General features: G+C 68.9%; 21 protein-coding genes. 8 read left to right on the forward strand and 13 right to left on the reverse strand.

The genetic code is table 11. From position 1 onward, the window contains the following. Window positions 1-5: 5 nt before the first annotated feature. Window positions 6-224: a hypothetical protein gene (locus tag ACZ69M_RS26840; RefSeq protein ID WP_470053643.1), complete on the forward strand. Its 219-nt coding sequence runs from the start codon at window positions 6-8 to the stop codon at window positions 222-224. A 107-nt stretch (window positions 225-331) separates the two neighbouring features. Here ACZ69M_RS26840 and ACZ69M_RS26845 read toward each other — a convergent pair whose 3' ends face one another. After that, window positions 332-1,039 carry a serine hydrolase gene (locus tag ACZ69M_RS26845; protein ID WP_470053644.1) on the reverse strand — a complete coding sequence of 236 codons (708 nt, stop codon included), beginning with the start codon at window positions 1,037-1,039 and terminating at the stop codon, window positions 332-334. Here ACZ69M_RS26845 and ACZ69M_RS26850 point away from each other — a divergent pair. After that, window positions 1,024-2,001: a cytochrome c oxidase assembly protein gene (locus tag ACZ69M_RS26850; RefSeq protein WP_470053646.1), complete on the forward strand. Its 978-nt coding sequence runs from the start codon at window positions 1,024-1,026 to the stop codon at window positions 1,999-2,001. The genes ACZ69M_RS26845 and ACZ69M_RS26850 overlap by 16 nt on opposite strands. A 51-nt stretch (window positions 2,002-2,052) precedes the next feature. Further along, a complete protein-coding gene (locus ACZ69M_RS26855; protein ID WP_067381387.1) occupies window positions 2,053-2,382 on the forward strand; it encodes an antibiotic biosynthesis monooxygenase family protein in 330 nt (109 codons plus the stop codon). Between the two features lie 199 nt (window positions 2,383-2,581). On the opposite strand, the gene ACZ69M_RS26860 is transcribed toward ACZ69M_RS26855, so the two are convergent. Beyond that, on the reverse strand, window positions 2,582-3,142 hold the full coding sequence (locus ACZ69M_RS26860; RefSeq protein ID WP_470053648.1) for a CGNR zinc finger domain-containing protein: 561 nt from the start codon (window positions 3,140-3,142) through the stop codon (window positions 2,582-2,584). Between the two features lie 197 nt (window positions 3,143-3,339). On the opposite strand from ACZ69M_RS26860, the gene ACZ69M_RS26865 reads away from it, so the two are divergent. After that, entirely contained in the window at window positions 3,340-4,200 is an 861-nt protein-coding gene (locus tag ACZ69M_RS26865; protein ID WP_470053650.1) for a DUF427 domain-containing protein, read from the forward strand. A 90-nt stretch (window positions 4,201-4,290) separates the two neighbouring features. Here the strand turns inward: ACZ69M_RS26865 and ACZ69M_RS26870 are convergent, their stop codons facing one another. Beyond that, window positions 4,291-4,467 (reverse strand): hypothetical protein, encoded by a 177-nt coding sequence (locus ACZ69M_RS26870; RefSeq protein WP_470053652.1) that lies wholly within the window; start codon window positions 4,465-4,467, stop codon window positions 4,291-4,293. A gap of 156 nt (window positions 4,468-4,623) precedes the next feature. On the opposite strand from ACZ69M_RS26870, the gene ACZ69M_RS26875 reads away from it, so the two are divergent. The 3 genes from ACZ69M_RS26875 (at window position 4,624) to ACZ69M_RS26885 (ending at window position 8,879) form a co-directional block, all read left to right on the forward strand. After that, window positions 4,624-6,354 (forward strand): MOSC domain-containing protein, encoded by a 1,731-nt coding sequence (locus tag ACZ69M_RS26875; protein WP_470053654.1) that lies wholly within the window; start codon window positions 4,624-4,626, stop codon window positions 6,352-6,354. A 130-nt stretch (window positions 6,355-6,484) separates the two neighbouring features. Beyond that, on the forward strand, window positions 6,485-7,354 hold the full coding sequence (locus ACZ69M_RS26880; RefSeq protein ID WP_470053656.1) for an alpha/beta fold hydrolase: 870 nt from the start codon (window positions 6,485-6,487) through the stop codon (window positions 7,352-7,354). 343 nt (window positions 7,355-7,697) lie between these two features. Further along, window positions 7,698-8,879: an amidase domain-containing protein gene (locus tag ACZ69M_RS26885; protein ID WP_352050082.1), complete on the forward strand. Its 1,182-nt coding sequence runs from the start codon at window positions 7,698-7,700 to the stop codon at window positions 8,877-8,879. Window positions 8,880-8,976: 97 nt separating this feature from the next. Here the strand turns inward: ACZ69M_RS26885 and ACZ69M_RS26890 are convergent, their stop codons facing one another. The 4 genes from ACZ69M_RS26890 to ACZ69M_RS26905 form a co-directional block, all read right to left on the reverse strand. Then, window positions 8,977-9,210 carry a hypothetical protein gene (locus tag ACZ69M_RS26890; RefSeq protein ID WP_470053658.1) on the reverse strand — a complete coding sequence of 78 codons (234 nt, stop codon included), beginning with the start codon at window positions 9,208-9,210 and terminating at the stop codon, window positions 8,977-8,979. Between the two features lie 269 nt (window positions 9,211-9,479). Beyond that, window positions 9,480-9,791, reverse strand: coding sequence for a hypothetical protein (locus ACZ69M_RS26895; RefSeq protein WP_470053660.1), 312 nt, complete (start codon window positions 9,789-9,791; stop codon window positions 9,480-9,482). After that, entirely contained in the window at window positions 9,788-9,973 is a 186-nt protein-coding gene (locus ACZ69M_RS26900; RefSeq protein ID WP_060896809.1) for a hypothetical protein, read from the reverse strand. The genes ACZ69M_RS26895 and ACZ69M_RS26900 overlap by 4 nt, the downstream gene beginning before the upstream one ends. 495 nt (window positions 9,974-10,468) lie before the next feature. Continuing rightward, window positions 10,469-11,026, reverse strand: coding sequence for a DinB family protein (locus ACZ69M_RS26905; protein WP_470053662.1), 558 nt, complete (start codon window positions 11,024-11,026; stop codon window positions 10,469-10,471). A gap of 258 nt (window positions 11,027-11,284) precedes the next feature. On the opposite strand from ACZ69M_RS26905, the gene ACZ69M_RS26910 reads away from it, so the two are divergent. Further along, window positions 11,285-11,638 (forward strand): hypothetical protein, encoded by a 354-nt coding sequence (locus tag ACZ69M_RS26910; RefSeq protein ID WP_470053664.1) that lies wholly within the window; start codon window positions 11,285-11,287, stop codon window positions 11,636-11,638. A 40-nt stretch (window positions 11,639-11,678) separates the two neighbouring features. Here ACZ69M_RS26910 and ACZ69M_RS26915 read toward each other — a convergent pair whose 3' ends face one another. From ACZ69M_RS26915 to ACZ69M_RS26940, 6 genes are all read right to left on the reverse strand, one after another. Then, entirely contained in the window at window positions 11,679-12,272 is a 594-nt protein-coding gene (locus ACZ69M_RS26915; RefSeq protein WP_470053666.1) for a DinB family protein, read from the reverse strand. 103 nt (window positions 12,273-12,375) lie between these two features. Further along, entirely contained in the window at window positions 12,376-14,061 is a 1,686-nt protein-coding gene (locus ACZ69M_RS26920; protein WP_470053668.1) for an alkaline phosphatase family protein, read from the reverse strand. A 175-nt stretch (window positions 14,062-14,236) separates the two neighbouring features. Then, window positions 14,237-14,755 (reverse strand): GNAT family N-acetyltransferase, encoded by a 519-nt coding sequence (locus tag ACZ69M_RS26925; RefSeq protein WP_470053669.1) that lies wholly within the window; start codon window positions 14,753-14,755, stop codon window positions 14,237-14,239. Window positions 14,756-14,818: 63 nt separating this feature from the next. Next, window positions 14,819-16,552, reverse strand: coding sequence for a 3-oxosteroid 1-dehydrogenase (kstD, locus tag ACZ69M_RS26930; RefSeq protein WP_470053671.1), 1,734 nt, complete (start codon window positions 16,550-16,552; stop codon window positions 14,819-14,821). Window positions 16,553-17,157: 605 nt separating this feature from the next. Then, window positions 17,158-18,606: a UvrD-helicase domain-containing protein gene (locus tag ACZ69M_RS26935; protein ID WP_470053673.1), complete on the reverse strand. Its 1,449-nt coding sequence runs from the start codon at window positions 18,604-18,606 to the stop codon at window positions 17,158-17,160. Between the two features lie 76 nt (window positions 18,607-18,682). Next, on the reverse strand, window positions 18,683-19,258 hold the full coding sequence (locus ACZ69M_RS26940) for a nuclease-related domain-containing protein (RefSeq protein ID WP_470053675.1): 576 nt from the start codon (window positions 19,256-19,258) through the stop codon (window positions 18,683-18,685). Between the last annotated feature and the right edge of the window lie 89 nt (window positions 19,259-19,347).

A 19,347-nucleotide genomic window follows, 5' to 3' on the forward strand; every position in this document is an offset into this window, starting at 1 on the left:
AGGAGGTGTTCTCCACTCCGCGCGGGACGGTCATCGCCGAGTGCGACGGGGCGGTGGTGCGGCTGGTGTCTTGGGCCCCCGCCCAGGGCTTCGGCGTCGAACGCGCCGACGCGGGGCCCGGCGAACACGCCGAAGTGAGGTTCGAGGGCACCGCGGGCAAGGTCGAACTCCGCGTGCGCTGCGTGAGCGGCCGACCCAGCGGGTCATGGAAACAGGACGACTGATCTGACGACCAGAACCGACGGCCGTCGAGCTGACGGCGCACCACTTCGATGGTGTCGGTCGGAGTGGTGTCGGTCGGCGTGATGCCGTTGCGCGGCGCCCGCCGTGCCTACCGGCCGGCGGCGCACAGCGCGTGGTCGATCAGGGTGCCGGTGGCCCGGTTGAGCGTAGGCAGGTCCGGCATACCGGAGGTGGTGGTGACGGAGATGGTGACCGCGCGCCGCCCGTCCGAGCTCACTGCGGGGCGGGTGTAGGTGCCGAATCCGTCGCCCTCATGCATGTAGTAGTGGCCGCCGCAGGACAGCGGGATCTCGCGCAGGCCCAGGCCGTAGGTACCCTCGGGCAGCTCCGCGACATCGTCCGGGTCGTCGGTGCGCCGCACGGTCTGCCGCATCTCCCGCCACTGTTCGGCCCGCAGCAGGCGGCCGTCGGCCAGCGAGCGGAAGAAGGTGTTGAGGTCCGCGGTGGTACTCACGGATCCACGCGATCGCCAACCCGCGGAAACTGACACGGCTCGATGAACCGGCCGAACTCGCCAGGTAGGCCCGCCCGCCGCTGCCTCTGGCGACGTGTGTGTTCCGGACGGTCCAGACCGTCCGGAACACACACGAGCCCAGTGGTCGGGCGTCGAGGCACGTCGACGTGCGTCGGCGCAGGTCGAAAGGCGTCCGTCGTGCTTGGTATGAGCCGGGTATGAGCTCGGTGTGACCGCGGGCGAGTCCGGTGCGTGCGCGACCGGGGCCGGTCGAGCGCGACATAGAGTGCCTCGGCAGATCTGGCATGCCGTGGAGGTAGAACGCGATGGGGAATCCACCACAACTCACCGTGGGGCGACTCCTCACCTCATGGCAACTGGACGTGCCCGCGCTGCTGGTGGTCGTCATCCTGGGCGCGCTGTACGGCTGGGGCGTGCTGCGTCTGAAACGCCGCGGCGAGCACTGGCCCCTGCCGCGCGTCGGCGCCTTCGCGCTGCTCGGCCTGGGCACCCTCGTCGTCGCCACGATGTCCGCGCTGGCCGTGTACGACCACGCGCTGTTCTGGCCGGCCGCTGTCCAGAACGTCCTCCTCGACCTGATCGCACCGCTCGGGCTGGCCCTGGGCGATCCGCTGCGGCTGGCCCTGCGTTCCCTGCCCGAGCGTGCCGCCGGGCGTGTGCAGCGGGCGCTGACCGGACGGCTGGTACGCCTGCTCACCTTCCCGCTGGTCAGCACGGCCCTGGTGCTCGCGACGGAACTGACGGTGTACTTCACGCCGTACTTCGCGACCGCCCTGCGCGACGACTGGCTGCACGAGGTGATGTATCTGCACCTGCTGCTCGCCGGCAGCCTGTTCGTCATGCCGATGCTCACCCGCGAGGCGGCGCTGCCGAGGTGGTGCACCCATCCGGTCCGGGCGGCGCTGGTGTTCCTCGACGGGATCATCGACGCCGTACCAGGCATCGTCGTGATGACCCACGGCACGCTCATCGCCGGGGCCTGGTACCTGCGTCACGCGCCGTCCTGGGCGCCGGATGTGCTCCATGACCAGCAGCTGGGCGGTGGCGCGATGATCAGCATCGCCGAGTTGGTGGCACTGCCCTTCCTCCTCGCGATCCTGGTGCAGTGGGCCCGTACCGAACGCGCCGAGACCGTCGTACTGGACCGCCGCCTGGAGGCGGAGTTGGTCCCGGCGACGCCCGCGCCGGGAGCGGCCCAGACATCGGAACTCGTACGTCCCTGGTGGGAGACCGAGAACAGCGAGGTCGCCCAGCGCATCCGCCACCAACGGCCGGGACGTTGACACACGCGAAGCCGGTCGGCTCCCCGGAGCGCCGTGCGGCAGGATGGGGCCATGAGCGTAGTCAAGATCAACGTACTGACCGTCCCGGCCGAGCAGCGGGAGACGCTGGAGAAGCGCTTCGCCTCGCGTGCCCACGCCGTGGAGAACTCCGACGGATTCGAATGGTTCGAACTCCTCCGCCCCGTCGAAGGCACCGACAGCTACCTCGTGTACACGCGGTGGCGTGACGAGGAGTCCTTCCAGGCCTGGATGGAGGGCCCCATGAAGGCGGCCCACCAGGGCGGAGACGCGGCGAGCGGGGAGCGCCCCAAGCCGGCGGCCAGCGGGTCCACGCTGTGGTCCTTCGAGGTCGTGCAGCAGGCGGCACCGACCAGCGCATAAGCCGACCGGCGCACAACTGGGCGCCGGACAGGGAGTCCGGGGTCACGGGGCGAGGAGTTCACGGCGTGGGCACGCGGCGGCATCCGGCCGGTGCGTGTCCGCTGGGGCTCGTCGTCACTCCTGTCGGCTCTTGTACGTCCGTCTCGTCTTGTACGTCCGTCTCGGCCCTGCCCGCCCCGCCCGACGACCGCTCCGCGTGTCAGACGCCGCCGGCTCCTTCGGTGTGGGTCCGTTCGTAGTGACGGGCGACCCGTGCGCGATTGCCGCAGATGTTGCTGGTACACCACTTGCGCCGCTTGTTCTCGGCGAGGAAGAGCATCGAGCAGGCCGGGTTGGCGCAGCGGCGCAGGAGCCCGAGCCGCTCGCTGTCGGCGAGGAGCCCGATGGTCTCCGCGGCGATGACGGCCAGCGCAGCGTTCCCGCCGTGTTCGGTGTGCCAGCGTTCCTCGCCCCTGATGCCGTCGGCCGTCACGACCAGACGAGGGCTCACGGGAGCCGCCGCCGCGGCGGCGTTGATGTCGTCCACCGACGTGGGCCGCGCGGCGCGGCCCTCCAGGTGACTGTCCAGGACGTCGCGAACTGCCGCACGCAGCCGGCGCACGGCCGCGGCGTCGGGCACAGGCCCGGGCGGCAGGCTTCCGGACTGCAATGCCCACCAGGCCGCCGAAGCCTCCTGGGTCCCGATGAGGTCCGTGGCCGGTTCGGTCACCGTCATCAGCGTGTCGGCCAGGTCCAGTGCGACGAGCGGTTCACCACCCATGGGGAACCCCGCCGCCCGAAGCCCATCTATACCCACTCGAATGCCCACAGCTCCATGTTATCCATTAGCCATGTCAATGGATACCACGACTCAATCGGCAAAGGTCGAGGTTTGACACTGGCGAGCACGCCCGCTTGCAGGAGCTGCCTAACGGTTTTACGCTTCTCATACTCATTAGTCGCAGAAGGGAACCGGTCATGGGACTGTCTTGGCAGCAAGGACCGCTCTCCTCCACAGCGCTCGGCAGGTTCCTCACCCCTGAGCCGTTGCCGGAGCGGCTGCTCTTCGCGGAGCGGCTCCGCCGCCGGATGAGGGTGAGGTTCGGCGGGGAATGGATCGCGGACAGCGAGGACGTCGTACTGCTGCACGAGCCGGGGCGCTACCCCGTCGCCTACTTCCCGCTCTCCTCGCTTCGTTCCGGCGTTCTCGAGGCGAGCGGGCGCACCACCCAGCACCGCGAGCTCGGCGAGACGTCCTGGTTCACCGTGGGCGTCGGCGACCATCGCACCGAGCGTGCGGCGTGGCAGTTCACAGGGCTCCCCTCGTACGCCGACGAGCTGGAGGGGCGTGTCGCCTTCGCCTGGAGGGCCATGGACGCCTTCTACGAGGAGGACGAACGGATCCTCGGGCACGCGGCGGACGCCTATCACCGCATCGACATCCGCGACACCTCCCGCACCCTTGAGGTGCACGCGGGGGACACGATGATCGCGCGGACCACCCGTCCGGTGGTGCTCTACGAGTCCGGGTTCGCACCGCGGTGGTACGTACCGCGCGAGGACATCCAGGAGAAGGAACTGACGCCGGTCGAGGGCCGGACGTTCTGCCCCTACAAGGGATTGGCCGACTACTACGACATCGGCGAGGCCAGGAAGGCGGCGTGGTCGTACCGTGAGGCCTACCCCGAGGTCGGGCGCGTCGGCGACCTGGTCTCGTTCGAGCCCGACAAGGTCGAGGTCCGCCTCGACGGTGAACGACTGCACCTCGAACCGGGCCAGCAGGTGGTGCCTCACGGGGTCGACCGCAGCCTGGGGACCGACGAAGTCTTCTCCCACTGACAGGCCGCGCCCTACGGGCCCCGAGCGTCGCCCCACGGCGAAGGTCGCCCCCTCACCGTGAGGCGTGCTGTGCCGACGGGACGGACAGGCTCATTCCTCGCGTTCGTACTCCGCCCGGGCACGTTCGGCGTCGAGATCTTCCTGTGCGGCACGGTAGATGTCACCGGCCAGCTTGCGGGCGGCCTGAGGATCGGAAGTCGAGGAGACCGTCCGGATCCGGTCAGCCCATTTCTCCATGTCTTGCGGGGTTTCAGGATTCTTGCTCACACTACTTTTGTACCTTTTTATAGGCTTCTTCGCCTCTCGCGCCGGAGGGAAACGTACGCATGACCCACGAAGCCGGGTTCCGATCGGCCGGATCACCGAGCAGCATGCTGAGGCGACCGACTTCGCCGTGCGGCGGCGCCGCACCGGGAGGACGAGATGGCGACTCTGCTCTCCGTCAACGTGGGACGGCCGAAGGACGTGCGCTGGCGCGACAGGACGGTACACACGGGAGCGTGGAAGCATCCCGTCGACGGCCCCCGGATGGTGCGCCGCCTCAATATCGACGGTGACGGCCAGGGCGACCTCCAGGGCCACGGCGGGGAGCAGCGGGCCGTCCTCGTCTATCAGACGCAGTCCTACGCGTACTGGCGCAAGGTCCTGGAGCGCGACGATCTGGAGTTCGGCCAGTTCGGGGAGAACTTCACCGTCGACGGTCTGGCGGACGACGAGGTGTGCATCGGTGACCGGTACCGCATCGGCGAGGCCGAGTTCGAGGTCACCCAGCCACGCGTGACCTGTTACCGCGTCGGTATGCGCCTGAACGAACCGCGCATGGCCTCCCTGCTCGTCGCCCACCACCGCCCCGGCTTCTACCTCCGCGTCATCACCGAGGGCCGGGTCCGGGCCGGAGACCCGATCACCCGGACCCGCGCCGGCCGGGGCGCCCTCACCGTCGCCGACACCGACGCCCTGCTCTATCTTCCGGACCCCGACCCGGCCAAACTGCGTGCCGCCTTGACCATCGAGGCGCTCAGCCCCGGATGGCAGCAGTCCTTCCAGGAGATGCGCGACCGACTCGACCAGCCGCCTGCCCCGGCACCCGCCGCGCCGGGCTGGAGGGGCTTCAAGCAGCTGCGCGTGACCCAGGTCGTACCGGAGACCCCCACGGTGTCCTCGTTCGTCCTGCGACCCACCGACTCGCAGGCGCTGCCCCCGGCCGCGCCCGGCCAGTACCTGACCGTGCGGATCCCCGAGGAGGGCCGGCCCGGCCTGGTGCGTTCCTATTCGCTGTCCTCCGCCCCCGGTGCCGCCGAGTACCGGATCAGCGTCAAACGCGAGGACCGCGGCAAGGTCAGCTCCTACCTCCACACCCATCTGCACGCGGGCGACGTCATCGAAGCGGCGGCCCCTCGCGGGACGTTCGTGCTGGCCGATGACCACACGCCCGTGGCACTGTTCTCGGCGGGCATCGGCGTCACGCCCGTTCTGGCGATGCTGCACCAACTGGCTCTCGAACACAGCTCCCGCGCCGTGTGGTGGGTGCACACCGCGCGCGATCCGGGACAGCAGCCCTTCGCGGAAGAGGCCCGGCGACTCCTGGCCCGCCTGCCGCACGCCCGCGCCTTCATCTACTACACCGCACCGGATCTCGAGATCGCCGTGGGGCCGGGCATCACCCACGGGCGCATGACCAGCGAAGGGATCCGGGAGCTCGGCATCCCTGCGGATGCGCACGCCTATCTGTGCGGCCCCGAGGGTTTCATGTCGACGGTGACATCCGCGCTCCAGCGGGCGGGGCTGAGCAGTTCGAACATCCATACCGAAGTCTTCGGTGCGCTCTCGGCCATCAACCCCGGCATCACCCAGACGGGTTCCGGACCTCCTCACCAGCCACCTGGCCCCCGGGGCACGGGGCCCTTGGTGACCTTCGCCCGCAGCGGTCTGTCCACCGGCTGGTCGGAACGGTACGCGACGCTGCTGGAGCTGGCGGAGGCATGCGAGGTCCCCACGCGCTGGTCCTGCCGTACCGGGGTGTGCCATACCTGCGCCACTCCCCTGCTCACCGGTCAGGTCGAGTACACGACGCAGCCTCTGGAGGATCCCGTCTCGGGTGAAGTGCTGCCGTGTTGCAGCATCCCGGCCACTGACGTCCTGCTGGATCTGTGAGCCCCACGACGGGGGCTCCAGGAGTGCGGGGCTGCCGACTCAGCGAGTCTAACCATCAAAGATGACTTGACAGGTTAGGTTCTCCATGCTGGACTGCGGCTAACCGTTCAAAGTAACCTTGGAGGTTGGCATGAGCAGCGTCGTGCATCACCGCACCGCCACCGTCAACGGCATGGATGTCTTCTACCGAGAGGCCGGAGACCCGCGGTCACCGGCGCTCGTGCTGCTGCACGGCTTCCCGACGAGCTCGCACATGTTCCGTAACCTCATCCCGGCACTCGCCGACACGTATCGCGTCATCGCGCCCGACATGATCGGATTCGGACAGTCGGCCATGCCGACGGTCGACGAGTTCGACTACACCTTCGACACTCTGACCGACGTGACCGCGGGCCTGCTGGAACAGCTCGGCGTCGACCGGTTCGCGGTCTACGCGCAGGACTACGGAGCGCCCCTCGCCTGGCGGCTCGCCACGCGGTCCTCGCAGCGCATCACCGCGATCATCACGCAGAACGGCAACGGCTACACCGACGGATTCGTCAAGGCGTTCTGGGACGGGCTGTTCGCCTACGCCGAGAACCCGACGCCCGAGAACGAAGCCCCCCTCCGCGGGGCCCTGACCCTCGAACTGACCCGGTGGCAATACCTGAACGGGGTCGCGGATCCGAGCCTCGTCAGCCCGGACAGCTGGACCATCGACCAGGCACTGCTCGACCGTCCCGGCAACGACGCCATCCAGCTCGCACTGTTCCGGAACTATCCGACCAACGTCGCCCTCTACCCCCGGTTGCAGCAGTACTTCCGCGACAGCCAGGTGCCACTGCTGGCCGTATGGGGGGCCAACGACGAGATCTTCGGCCCGGACGGAGCCCGCGCCTTCCAACGCGACCTGCCCGACGCCGAGATCCATCTCCTCGAGTCCGGGCACTTCGCCCTGGAGAGCCACCTGGAGGAAATCGCCGGGTACATCCGCGACTTCCTCGCGCGCGTCACCTCCTGAGACGCACAACCCGCGTGTCCCCGCCGTCGCCAACAGCCCTTCGCCGTACGGCACATTGCGGAGGTCGGCGTACGGAACGCGGAGCCGGAGACCACCGGGTCGAAATGGCGGCGGGGCGCTGCCCTCGCGGGGCAGCGAATCAGCCGACTTCGCCCCGGTGTGGGTGAGCGGTGTCAGGACGACAACGCGCGGCGCGACGTCGGGGCAGGCAGGGGGGCGATGGCCCCCTCGACGGGTCGCGTGTTGCGGTTGGGCCACTTCGGCAACCCCCTTCACAGGAGCCACACATGCCGTGCGAGGATGCGGCTCCCGGTATCGAGTACCGGCGTAGAGGGGAACATCATTGAGATCAAGGAAACTGAGCCGTAAGCGGCGACGGGCAACCATAGTCACGGCGGCGGCCGCCTCGGTCGTCGCCGGCGCCGCGCTGCTGCCCAACTGGACCGCGGGCGCGTCGACTGTCGCCGACCCTGCCGTGGATCCGTCGACCAAAGCCACCTTCCAACGGCTGGCGGACGCGGTCTTCACCGACCGTACGGACGCCCTGGTGGACAGCGGCAAGACCAGTCGGAACACGTCACTGTCGTCGCGGTTCTCCGGCGACGTGCGGGTGTCCTCCACGCTTTCGAGCGAGGAGAAGTCCGCACTGTCGCAACTGCGGGGCCGCAAGTCGCGTCTGGAGTCGCTCGGCGAGAAGTACAGCTCGGCCAACACGAGCGTCTCGCTGGACCGTACGCGGCTGAAGGGACGTCACGCCACGGTCAACGTCACCGAGACGACGACGCTGACCTACGAGAAGGTCAAGGGCAACGAGCCGAAGACCACCGGCTTCCAGGCGCACCACGAGCTGACGTTCAAGGCCGATCGCAAGGGCGACTGGCAGCTGACCGGCATCCGTGACACGGACGACGGCGTCGCGGTCAACCAGGTCGCCGCCACCACGTTCGTCGCCGCGCCGAAGACGGCCGCCGACGACGCTCCGCCCACGGCCACCCGCTCCGTCACCACGTTGCCCGCGCCGGCCAAGCCGAAGAACTTCTCGGCCTCCGGCTACGACTACAAGGCGATGGCGGCGTACGCGGCCAAGTACTGGAACAACTACAACTCGGCCTACCCGAACTTCAACGGGCAGGGTGCCGGTGGCGACTGCACCAACTTCGTCAGCCAGTCCCTGAAGGCAGGCGGCTGGAAGCACGTCCCCGGCTACACGGACGACTTCCACAAGTGGTTCGGCAACTCCGACATCCAGTCGGACTCGTTCGTCGGCGTCAACGAGTTCTCGTGGTTCGCCCTGTCGTCCAAGCGGGTCACCAGCCTCGCCAACGTCTACCAGTTGGACGTGGGTGACGTCCTGCAGATGGACTTCAACAAGGACGGGTCCAAGGACCACAGCATGATCGTCACCTACCGCAGCCCGCAGGGCGTGCCGTACGTGACGTACCACTCCACCAACACCTACAACAGGTCGGTGGCGAGCATCATCGCGTCGTACCCGAACGCGGCGTACTACGCCTACCGCACCTGAGCGGTCCCCTTCGGGGGCGGGAGCCGGTCCGAGTGTCCGGCTCCCGCCCCTTCCGGGGTCTCCCTTGTGACGGTGACTTTCGGCGGCTCCCGATCACTCACGGGAACAGTGCGATCCCGACGAGGATCAGCAGGATGATGCAGGCGACGAGCGCAACGGTCGCCCACGTCCCCCGCCGCTTCAGCGGCGTCGAGGGCGCTCCTCCACGGGGCCGGTCCTCCGGCAGTGCGGCGTCGGCCGGGCGCCCGCTCCTGTAGAACTCTTCGTCGGTCGGATAGACGTTGCGCGGATCATCGAGAGCGCGCGGATCGATCTCGTGTGGACTGGTCATGAGCACTCCTTGCGCGGCGCTCATCAGGGCCGGGGTTCCCGGCGGACGCCAGGGCCTGCGCCAGAGGCGATGGCTCCCATTTCCCAGGCGCGCGGCCCTTCAGGAAGACGCCGCACAGGCAATCCGCCCTGCTCACCGCGCACCATTTGATCGTATACCCGAGCAGGGGCGTCCATGAGGTCCAGCGGACGCACGCTGAGCCGCCGGGCCGCGCGCCTGGACGTGCAGGGCTTGGCCGGCCGGCTCCGCTACCCCCGGGAGGGTTTCGGTCACAGGTCGAGGACCGCCCGCAGTGCGTTGTCGATGAGCGCCTGCTGCTCGGTCCCGATGTTGCCGAGCAGGGTGGCCGTCTCGAAACGCGCCGCGGAAAGCTGGAGCAGGTTGACGGCGACGACCGAGGCGTCGACCGGGGTGATCAGGCGCACGCTCATCGCCGTGTCGGGGTGCACTGCCGGGGCGTGCAGCACGAGGGCTACCACGGCGCCGTACGCATCAGCCAGCCCGTCAAGACTGACGACGAGGACCGTGCGGTTTCCCTTGCCGGTGTCGACGTCCCAGACATCGCCCTTCTGGATCGTCACAGGGCGTCGCCCTCGCCGCCCAGATCGAGGGGCTCGATCCGGGCGAGCCGACGGGCGGCGTCCAGCGTCATCTGCCGACGCACGGCTCGCAGGATGTAGTCGTTCAGGGAGGGGGCGCCGGCTGCGGCGTCGCGCAGCGCCTTGTCCATGGCGTCGGGAATCCGCAGAGTGATGGCAGTCATGACACCAAATGTAGTGGCATCTCTGCCGTCATGCGACGACGAGTCGGGACTGCGGGCTTTTGCGCTGGAGGTCGCGGCAGTACCGAAGCTCGGTGCGGGCCCACGGAAGCCGATGGTGCGAAGCGGCTCCGGGGTCAGGAAACGCCGGATGCATGAAGTGACGCTGTCCGACGGAGTCATCACTCTGTCCCCGCTGCGCCCGGACGACGTGGAGGCGCACCTCGCGGGTGAGGATGAGCCGCTCGCCCGCCGGCTCGACGGCGGTCGCAGCACACGCGAGGGTGTCGCGGCGTACTTCCGCCACTGCCGGGAACAGTGGGACAACGCGGCGCCGCTCCGCGCCTTCGGCATTCGGGCGGGCGCCGGCGAGGCACGCGCGGGGACGATCGACCTGCGTTTCGAAGGGGAGGATTTGGCTCCCGGCCAGGTGAATGTCGCGTCACGCCAGGCGCAACGGCCGACTTGGTGTGTGGATCAAGTCCCGAGATCACCTCCTCAGACGCCGATCGCCCCGTCGATGCGTTCACGGAGGAGATCGGCGTGTCCGTTGTGACGGGCGTATTCCTCGATCATGTGGATGAGTACCCAGCGCAGCGACACCGTCCCACGCCATGCGTCCACGCCCGCGATGTCGAGGTGGGGCGCTTCCCTGGTGAAGGCGTCGGCGAACGCGACCTCCGCGCGCCATGCCTGCCACGCTTCGGTCACAAGGTCGGGATCGGGAACCGCGCCGTCGAAGTCACCGTCTGGCTCCACCGGCGACGAGAAGCGTAGTGGCGCGTCCTGACCGGCGAGAACCTGGCGGAACCATCGGCGCTCCACGTCGGCGAGATGGCGTACGAGTCCGAGCAGCGAGAGCGTGGAGGGCTCGACGGAGCGTCGGGCCAACTCCCCCTCCAGACCGGCGCACTTCAGCTCCAGTGTCGTCCGCTGGGCCCGGAGAAATCCGATGAGCATGGCTCGCTCTTCGCCGGTCGAGGGAGCATCGAGCCGGGGATCGTCGTCGTCTCCGACGAACATGGCGGCCCGCCTCCGTGGATTGGTCGTACTCATGCTGTCTCTCCTTCGGGGTTCGTCGCTGGGAGGGAGGACGCGTCACTCCGTGCGAGTGGTGCATCCTCCGACAGCGTCGTAGCGTCGATAGAGGAGCCGACCGCCGCTGGTCGAAAGAGATTGCGACTGGGAGCGAACATGCCAAGACGCACAGCGAGGGCAGCGGTGACGTTCTGTGCCGCTGTGTCGCTCGCATCAATCACGGGAGCAGCTTCCTCGGACCCGTCTCCGTCTCCGTCACCGGCGTCCACGCCCACCGTGCAGTCGGCGACGGGACGGCCCGTGATGGTCGACTGCTTCTGGCACCCGCAGGTGCGCCCCACCAACTTCATTCTCGCGTGCGGTGACGGCAACAGCCGCCTCACCTCGCTCCGCTGGTCTCAGTGGCACCAGGACTCCGCGGTGGCCCAGGGCTTCAACGTGGTGAACGACTGCAGGCCGAACTGCGCCGCGGGCAAATTCCACTCGTACCCGGTGATCGTGCGGCTCAACGCCCCACAGCCTTGGAAGAAGCACCCTGATCAGTCGCACTACACCCAGCTGAGCCTCGTCTACACCAACGGGAAGCCGGACGGATTCGGGCAATGGCTCGACCTTCCCCTGTGGAACTGACTTCCGATGTCAAGGCGCGTTCCGGCTCAGTGGGGCGGCGTCAGTCGCGGCCGGATTCCCGCGCCACGCGCTCCAGTCGGCTTCGATGGCTGTCCCACGATGACCGATCGCCCGAGGGCATGGCGTCGTTCCCTTCCCACATCCCGGCCGCCCCGTCGATGGACTCCCGGAGAATGTCGGCGTGGCCCGCATGCCGGTGGGTGTCGGCGATCACGCGCACCAGGACCTGGTGCAGCGTCACCTCTCTTCGATCCTCGGGCCACCACGCCACACGACCGATCGCGTCAAGCGCGAAGGTCTCGATCGTGGTGTCCGAGTGCTTCCATGCCTGTCGGTAGAGTCCGACGATGTGGTCGCGCGACTCATCGGCGTCGGCCCACATGTCCGCGTTGGGCTCGGCGTCGGCCGTGAACCAGAGCGGCGGCTCTTCGAAGAACGGCCGCTCGAAGGTGTCACCGAAGTACCCCAGCTCCACTCCGGTGACGTGCTTGACCAGCCCCAACAGATTCGTTCCGGTCGGCGTCAGCGGACATCGGACGTCGTACTCCGACAGCCCGTCGAGCTTCCACAGCAGGGCGTCGCGGGCGGCTTGCAGGGAGCGGAGAAGATCCGCCTTCGCATTCGACTCGATCATGTCCACAGTCTCGCAGCCAGCACTGACAGTCCCATGGGCCCGGAACCCGGTGACGGGACCGCCGTCATGGCGGCGGTCCCGTCGGTGGCGCATCGGGGTGGCGTCAGCGCACCGGCAGGGTCGCGGTGTGCTCGACGCGTACGGCGTCCAGGGCCCGGGGGTCGAGGCCGAGCAGTCGCAGGATCGTCGGGGCGATCTGCGTGGTCTCCACCGGGCCGCTGACGCGCACGCCGTGCGGGGTGGCGGCGCCCGCGACGACGAGCGGGACGTCGAGGTCGTCGGCGTGGGCGCCGCCGTGCTCGGCGATCTTGCCCTTGCCGCCGGTGTAGACGACGCCGTACTGGGCGATGCCGAACAGGTCCGGCACGCGCGAGTCGCCCGCCTCGACGTGGAAGTACCGGGCGGCCGCGGCACCGGCGTACAGGCTCTTCAGGCCGCTCGTGGTGAACGGCTTGGCCTTGCCGGCGATGTCGTTGCCGGTGCCGGACTGGGCCAGCAGGTACGCCTTGGCGAAGGCGGTGGCGGCCGGCGAGCGGTCGTTGAGCCAGATGAGCATGGCGTCGTCGTCCACGGAGTGGGCGACGAGGTCACCGGCGCCCGGGTGGGCCTTCTTCCATGCGGCGTTGAGGCCGTCGAGCAGGGGGCCGTCGTCGATACGGGTCAGGGCCTTGGGGTCGATCGGTGACTGCCCGTGCTTGGAGGAGAGGATGACGGTCGTGTTGCCGTCCAAGCGCTCCTTGCTCAGTTCGGTGAGGAACGCTCCGACCTCCTGGTCCACGAAGGCCAGGTTCTTGGCCAGCAGCGGACCGGGGACACCCTTCGCCGCGTAGCCGCCCGTCAGCCCCTCGGAGGCGGGCAGCTTCTGGGCGGTCGAGACGGACTGGAAGTTCATGCCGAAGACCGCCGGGGTGCCGGTCCTGTGGGTGCGGCCGTGGTCGTAGCCGTCGATCTCGTTGAGGACGGCCTTCACCTTGTATCCGTCGTACTGCTCCGTCGCCGCGTTGTCCTTCGTCCAGTCCGTGCCCGCCGGGTAACCGATCGCCTGGCTGTTGATCTCGGGGGCGAAAAGGTCTTGGACGCCGTTGCCTGAGGGGCCGTTGAGGATCTCGTACGCGACGTGCTTGTCGGACCAGGCGGTCCGCAGTCCGGCCTTTCTGACCACGTTGAAGACCGTGTTCACCTTCAGATACGAGTGCGGGTACACCGGCTTGCAGGTCTTGGGGTCGACCGGCAGCTTCGACGGGTCGATGAGGTCGCGGGCGGCACCCGTCATCTTGAGGATGCTGCCGGGCAGGCCTGCGAGCCCCTGGCCGGCGTCGATGGAGTCCTTGTCGCGGTCGAGGTCCTCGGTGAAGTCGACCTCGGCGCCGGGCTTGGCGCCCGCGCAGTGGGTCGTCCCGGCCGGGAGGAGTGCGGAGCTGTAGCCGTCGTCGTAGTAGATGCCCGTGGTGCCCGGGTTCCCGCCGGTGAGCTGACCGACCAGGCCGGGGAACGAGTCGGAGGGGTCGGTGGTCCTCGCGTGGGTGTACTCGACCCCACGGGCGGCGAGCCGCGCGAGCGCGGACCTCGGGTGACGTGCGACGTACCAGGCCAGGTCGGACTGGTGCAGGCCGTCGATCGACAACAGCAGGACATGGCGCGCGACGTGCGCGGGCGAGTGCGCGGAGGTGGATGTGGCGGCGGGTGCGGCGGTGGTGGATGGGGCGGCGGTCGCGGTGGCGGTGAGGCCGCCGACGGCTGCGAGCGCGGCGACGGCCGCGGTGACGGGACGGGCAGGACGTCGGAACACGGGTCGTTCTCCTCTGGCTGTGCGGAGCATGTGAAACCTGCGAACCATGCACCGACATAGGAGGCGCGCAACATGTACGGAAGCGGACTCGCGTGTCCCGTAATACCCAAGAGAAGCAACTGCGCACGCAAAGGATCCCGGCACCCGGCTTCCCGTGGGATCCCGCGAGTTCCGCTCAGGCGGCGGCGTCGACTCCCAGGGCGCGCTCCATGCAGACCAACTGCTCCCGCTCGTCCCATGACTCGGTCAGGGTGAAACCGAGCCTTTCGTAGAGGGCGATGGCTCCCGATCGCCACTTCCACACCGACAGCCGCACCGTGCCGACTCCGCTTTCCCTGGCGTGCGCCAGAGCCGCTGCGACCAGATCGGACGCGATGCCGCGGCCCCGGAAGGCAGGGTCCGTCCAGAGTCTCTTGACCTCCGACCGCCCGGCGGCAGGGGCGGTCGCCACCAGGCAGCCCACCGCGGTCTCCCCGCTCAGCGCCACCAGCACGACATCGTCGACGAACGCGGCCCGCGGGCCAAGGATTTCCGCGCGGTAGCGGTCCGGCAGCCCGTTGACATCGGTCACGGCCTCGCCCTTCTCGGCCTGGGTCTGCAGATGGTAGGCCGCCAACAACGCGGCCAACCCCTCGTCGACAGGACTTTCCTGACCTGGCAGACGGACGACGACAGTCTCGCTTTGATCAGTCATGACGCCAGCATCACACGACCACGGTCGGGCATCCCGCGGTCTGTTGGAGCCCTGCACACCCTTTCAGGCGCCCGCGCCGGACGCGATGTCCAGCGCCGCGATGTAGCCGAAGGTCATCGCCGGGCCGATCGTCGAACCCGCGCCCGCGTAGCTGTGGCCCATGACGGCCGCGCTGGCGTTTCCGGCGGCGTACAGGCCCGGGATGACGGATCCGTCCGGTCGCAGTACCCGTGCCCGGGCGTCCGTGCGCAGGCCGCCCTTCGTGCCCAGGTCACCCGGAACGATCTTGAAGGCGTAGAAGGGGGCGAGCCACAGGGGCGCCAGGCAGGAGTTGGGAAGGATCGCGGGGTCGGTGTAGTAGTGGTCGTAGGCGCTGTCGCCGCGGTGGAAGTCGGTGTCGTTGCCGTTCAGGGCAAGGCTGTTGAAGCGGTTGACGCTGGTGCGGAGCGCGGCGGCGGGCATGCCGATCTGTGCCGCGAGGGCGTCGAGGGTCCACGCCTTGTGGGCGGCGCCTGACGTGTACCACGTATCGGGGAACGTGAAGGTGGGCAGCACGTCCTTGAAGAGGTAGCGGTTGCGGTAGTTCTGGTCGACGATCAGCCACGCCGGGATGTCGGGCGCGCCGCTGTCACGGTCGTACATGATGTGCACGACGTCGCTGTAGGGGGCCGCTTCGTTGACGAAGCGCGCGCCGGCCGCGTTGACGAGGAGCCCGCCGGGCAGGGTGCGTTCGGCGAGACAGAAGTACGGCTGGTCGGGCAGCGGGATCGCCGGGCCCCACCACGCGTCGTCCATCAGGTCGAGCGCCGCGCCGGCCCGCTGCCCCGCCTGGATGCCGTCGCCTGTGTTCTCCTTGGCGCCGACCGTCCACTCGGTGCCGATGGGCTGTCGCTGGTACTGGTCGCGCATGGCCGCGTTGTGCTCGAAGCCGCCGGATCCGACGATCACCCCGTACCGGGCTCTGATGAGGCCCGGGGTGCCGTTCCTCGTGACCACGGCTCCCGTGGCGGTTCCGTTCTCCAGGAACAGGTCGGAGAGCGGGGTGTTCAGCCACACCGGAACCTGGGCCGCGAGCAGTCCGGCACGCAGACCGGCCGCCAGCGACTGGCCCATGGTGAGGGGCTTCTGGCCGAGGAGGGCCGCCTGGGTGCCGCGGGCCAGGCAGGTGGCGGCGACGGCGGCGCCCTTCGCGCTGACCGCGGCGAGCGTGAGCCACTTGTAGTCGGAGCTGAAGACGACCATGCCGGTCGGTACGGTCATGTACGACGGGTTCAGATGGGCGAGTTCGGCACCGAGGATGTTGCCGTCGAGCTGGTCGGGTTCGATGGAGCGGCCGCCGGGCAGTCCGCCGGGGAGTTCGGGGTAGTAGTCGCTGTACCCCTCCATCCAGCGGAAGCGGAGCGGGCTGTTGGCCATGACGAAGGAGATCATGGCGGGGCCGCTGCCGAGGAAGGCCTGCCGGCGTGCGGCGGAGACGTCGGGGCCGACCACCGCCGCGAGGTAGGTGGCGGCCTTCGCCGGGGTGTCCGGCACCCCCGCGGCGAGGATCACCGGGTTGTTCGGGATCCAGACGCCCGCGCCGGAACGCGCCGCCGATCCCCCGAACGTGGGCGCCTTCTCGACGACGACGCAGCTCAGCCCCTGTTTCGCAGCCGTCAGCGCGGCGGTCATCCCCGCCGCTCCTGAACCGATCACCACCACGTCGTACGTGCCGAGGAGAGGCAGGTCGGCCGCGTCCGCGGCACCTGGCAGACCGGCCGCGAGCGCGAGCCCGGCTCCCGTCGCCGCGCCGAGCACCCGGCGACGCGACGGGCCTGGACCGGAGGATGCGGTGGAGTACGCAGAGGAGGCTTCGGTACGTCTCACAGGGTCCGCGTTCGTGGACATGGCAGGGCGCTCCAGCCGGGCGAAGGAATGGGCGAGCGTGCTGTGCCCCGGGAAGCAACGGGTCTTCCGCGTCCCGGTTCTGATGCGGAGTCAGGAATGTCGCGCGGTGGTCTTGTGAAGTCAAGGGCTACGCAGGACGGTCGGCGGCCGTTCCGTCGGTCACGGCACATGGGCGAGCGCGCTCCTGCGTCTCCAATGATCGTTTGGGAGAAATCCGGGAGAAGATCTTGGTCGGCTTCTCCCAGGGGGTACTCGCGGGGGCGGCCCACCGCGAGGCCGCCTCAACACCCCATCGGAGCACCGCTCATGACGGACCCGCACTCAGCGCCTTCGAGGCCGACGCTCGTGCCCTCGTCCAGCCGGCACACCGTCGCCCCTCAGTGATCCGCACCCAGGCCTGCCACAGCAGAAGTCCTTGGCTCCAAGCCACTGACCGCGGCAGCATGATCAACAGGGCCCCCACCAAAGCGGAACCAGCGTTCAGCGTGCGCGAACCGGACCCCGCGTCCTGTCCGTCATCGCCCCTCTGCCTGCCGGTTCACACTCCCCAGCCACAGCACGTCACGTGCTCGGGTCATGGCCACGAACAGTTGGCTTCGGGCCAGCTCGTTGCGCTCACGTTCAGTTTCGGAGGCTTCCGCGTCGGGCGTACGGGAGCCGGTCACCAAGGTCGCGTCGTGCTGGGGGAGGTAGACGCGCTTGAACTCCAACCCCTTGGCCCGGCGGTAACTGCCGAGTTTGACGGCGTCGACGGGGCGGCCGTCGTACTGCTCCAGAGGGCATACGGGGATGCCCGCCCGTTCGAGGAGCCGATGGTAGTGGCCGATGGCGCGCATGGACGGGCACAGCACCGCGGTGTCGGCGCGGGCTCCGGGCGGCAGGTCGCGCAGGGCTTCCAGGAGAGCCTGGTCGTGCTCGGCCGGTGTCGGCTTCGAGACACGGATCACCTGGCCATCGTGATAGGTGAGGTCGACGTCCCGGCGGCCTGGCGTGCGGAGACCGTCAATGTCCTCGAAGGAGTCCTCCGCGACAACCGCGAGCGCCGTTTCGAGGATCTCCTTGCTGTTGCGGTAGTTGGTGCGCAGCACTTGCCCGCGGTCGCCGCGAATGTCGATGCCGGCGTCGGACAGGCGGAAACCACCGGGATACACGGCCTGTTGGCCGTCGCCGACCAGCAGCAGTCCGTTGGGCACATCGCCTACGAGAGCGTGCAGGAGCCGCACTCCGACCAAAGTCAGGTCCTGGACCTCGTCGACGATCACTGCCGCGTAACGGTGGTGTGCTGTACGACGCCGCGCTTCTGCCAGGGCGAGGGAGAGAAGGTCGTTGAAGTCGTGCACGCCGCGCTCGACGCGCAGCGCTTCGTACGCCTCGTACAGAGCCCAGACGGCCTGCCGATGCGAACGTCGCAGACTCGCGCGACGGCGCCGACGGGGCACCGCGGCGTACTCCTCGAAGGACGTGATGCCGCGCCCCTTGATGACGTGGTCGATCTCCTCCTTCCAGTATCCCGGGGCCGGGTCGATCTCGGTCAGGGCTCTGTCCCTGCCGACGTGCTTCCAGGCGGGGCTGAAGGCGGTCTGGGCCTTGTCTCCGTGCAACCGGACCGGCACACCGCTGTCGTGCAAGAACTCCTGGGCCCAGGAGTGCAGGCTGCGGAAGTCGACCCGGTCGGTCACCGCGGGAGACATGGTCTTGAGGAAGGTGGCCTGCACCCGCGGGAGGTTGTTGGCGAAGGTGACGAACAGGAGCCGTCCGGTGGTGCGCTGGGCGAGGTGGGCCGCGCGGTGCAGGCCGACGACGGTCTTGCCAGTTCCGGCCGGGCCGCTGATCCGTGCGGGGCCGGCCCAGTTGCGACGCACCAGAGCCACCTGATCGGGGTGGAGGAAGGTCATCCACTGTTCGATCGGGGCCTGCAGCGCTTCTTCCAGAGCTGCCTCGCGCAGTCCGTCAAGGTCGAACAAGCCGTCGGGCAGCTCTCCTTGGGGCTGTGCCTGAGGCGGGGACAGTGCCGTCGGTGGTGCGGACGATCCCTCGTACTCAGGGAAGACCCGCTCCAGGTGATCGGCGATGGCCCGTACGGATTCGGCGCGAAGTCGACTTCGCTCCGACAGCAGAACCGGCCCGACCTCGTGCTCCCCCAGTAGCCGGATCCTGCCGAACCCGGCATCGACGCGGTGCCCCGCGAAAACCATGAGGGGTTGGAGGGCGACCGGGGACATCCCCCAAGGACGCAACCGCCGACTCGGCCACCTTCGTCACGGTCAGGAGCTTGGCCGCATGCTCATCGCGGGGCTCGCCGCCAGCGTGGAGCCTTCCTCCCGAAGTCTCCGGTGCGGAGCGCCAGTTCTTGACGTCGATGACGAATACACCGCCAGGACCGACCAACAGCATGTCCACGTTGGCCGCCCGTGTTCCCGGCCACCTGCGGTCAACCAGTAATCGCCACCCACGCGCCGTCAGGACCAACAGCTGGGCGGCGACCCTGCGTTCACCCTCGCCGGCGGCCTCCCAACGGCGTGCCTGCTGCCGGGCCGCCCGCCACTGCTCTCTGAGCAGCCGCTCCTGCCGCCGCGCTTCCTGCGCCCGCCGGGACGCCGATCCACCAGCCGCCATGCCACGCTCCCTCGTACGCAGAGTGGTGATCTTAAGACGCTCAGCGATGGGCAGGGCAGGTGCACAACCGACAAGATCGTCCCCGCCGA

This window comes from Streptomyces sp. NPDC107454, from assembly GCF_055582885.1.